General features: G+C 77.5%; 2 protein-coding genes and 1 pseudogene. 2 read left to right on the forward strand and 1 reads right to left on the reverse strand.

Annotated elements, in window-relative coordinates:
• Both F9B16_RS52150 and F9B16_RS50250 read left to right on the forward strand, forming a co-directional pair.
• Positions 1–953: pseudogene (locus F9B16_RS52150) on the forward strand (hypothetical protein); the annotation flags it as partial.
• Positions 954–1075: 122 nt separating this feature from the next.
• Positions 1076–1363 carry an SHOCT domain-containing protein gene (locus tag F9B16_RS50250; RefSeq protein WP_225992694.1) on the forward strand — a complete coding sequence of 96 codons (288 nt, stop codon included), beginning with the start codon at positions 1076–1078 and terminating at the stop codon, positions 1361–1363.
• A 95-nt stretch (positions 1364–1458) separates the two neighbouring features.
• Here F9B16_RS50250 and F9B16_RS50255 read toward each other — a convergent pair.
• The coding region (locus tag F9B16_RS50255; RefSeq protein WP_151547323.1) for a MarR family winged helix-turn-helix transcriptional regulator at positions 1459–1856 on the reverse strand (398 nt) is incomplete at its 5' end.

Below are 1856 nucleotides of genomic sequence, written 5' to 3' on the forward strand. Positions count from 1 at the left end.
CCGCTGCGAGGCCGTCGCCGGGCGCCGTCCCGCCGGGCGGGCCGGCGGCCGCGGTGCCGCCGATCGCGCCCGTCCACACCGCGCCGTTCCAGAGCTCGCATCCCTACGCGGGTCCCGGCCTGCCGCCGCCCGGCGGTGACCCGGAGACCGTTGCGGGGCGGCCCGTCCCGGAACCGGTGGCCGAGGCCGAGCCGTACGTCCCGGAGCACGCGCTTCCCCCGGACCAGTGGGACGAGTCGCCCTGGGAGACCGGCGCGCCGCCGGAGGGCGGCATCCCGCCCGGGTCGCGGCAGCCTCCCGTCATGGCGAGCGAGCTGCGCCCGTTCGTGCCGGGCGAGTTCCCGGTCGGCGAGTTCCCCGTCGGCGGGCCGAACGGGGCGCTCCCAGGCCCGGTCGAGGGGTTCTCCCCGAGCGGGCGGCATCTGCGCGAGGACCGTCCCGCGAACGGCCATGACCACGGCGCCGGACGCCACGCCGCCAACGGCCACAACGGGCACGACCCGCGCAACGGGCATGACTTCACCAACGGCCGGGACGCGATGAACGGTGCGGGCGGCTTGGCGGCGAACGGGTCGGGCGCCGCCGCACCCGACGACGACGCGCCCGGTCTCGATGACGAGGAATGGGAGCGGTTCCGGCGCAGCGCCCTCGAAGGATCCGGCCTGCCCGAACCCGAGTTCCCCGCCGCCCCGCAGGACCCCGCCCCGCAGGATCTCACTCCGCCCGATCCGCTGCCGCCCGCGGCGCCGCCGTCCTCCGCCGTACCTCCCGTGGACGCCGTACCTCCGGTGGACGACGCCGGCGGCTTCCCGGCGCCCCCGCCCGTCCCGCCGTCCCCGCCCGCGCCGCCCGGGTCGCCCGGCGGCCCGGCGGACGACGACGCCCGCGGCCACCAGGCGCGCCGCCCCTACTCCTCCAACGAGGACGACGACTACCGCCCGCCCTGGTGGTGACCAGCGCCCCGGCCAGGGCCGGGGCCGTACTCCGGCGGGCGTAGCGCAGGAGCCTCCCGCCGTCCGATTCGCATCCCCGAACCCGTCGCGCAGCATCGAACCATCCGCTCACAGGAAGGTCGATGACCATGTTGACGACGCTCGCGACGCACCCCGGCCCGTGGCACGACGGCGGCGCCCCCGGCTACTGGCCCATCTTCCCGATCATGTTCGGGCTGTTCTGGCTCGCCGTGCTCGGCACCGGCTTCTACCTGGTCCGGCGCCGGATGTCGGCGGCCGGCGCGGCCGCCGCGGCCGCGTCCGACCCGATGGCGAAGGCGCAGGCGCTGCTCGCCGAGCGGTTCGCCCGCGGCGAGATCGACGAGGACGAGTACCTGATGCGCCAGTCCACGCTCCGCAACGGCGGCTGACCCCGCCGTGAACGCGCGGTCGCTCGCGGCGAGCCGCCGCCGTCCGGCCCGCCAGGACGGCGACTCGCCGCGAGCCGAGCCGGCGGAGCGCCGGGCTACTCCAGGCCGGCCTCTTCGAAGATCTTGTCGATGCCGTCCGGGTCCATCGGGTCGCGGGCGGCGGCGTCGGCGAAGCGGGTGAGCAGCCGGGCGAACTCGGCGCGCTCGGCGTCCGTCCAGTCGTTCATCAGCCCGTGGTAGTAGGCGCGGCGGTACCGGTCGGCGACCTGCTTGACGCGGCGGCCGGCGTCGGTCAGCCCGAGGTTGGCGCGGCGCGCGTCGACGGGGGAGGGGCGCCGGGACACCAGGCCCGCGTCGATCGCGTGCCCGACGAGCCGGCTCGCGGTGGACGGGTCGATCTCCAGCCGGTCCGCGACGGCGCCGACGGTGATCTCGCAGCTCACCTCCGCGTCGCCGGGCGCGTCGGCGCAGGGCGCGCCCGGCCCGGCGCCCG

It is taken from the genome of Actinomadura montaniterrae (assembly GCF_008923365.1).
Lineage (GTDB): Bacteria > Actinomycetota > Actinomycetes > Streptosporangiales > Streptosporangiaceae > Spirillospora > Spirillospora montaniterrae.

Bases quoted from the DNA above. Each gene is read 5' to 3' on its own strand.
- F9B16_RS50250 (WP_225992694.1), top strand. From the start codon at position 1,076: ATGACCATGTTGACGACGCTCGCGACGCACCCCGGCCCGTGGCACGAC.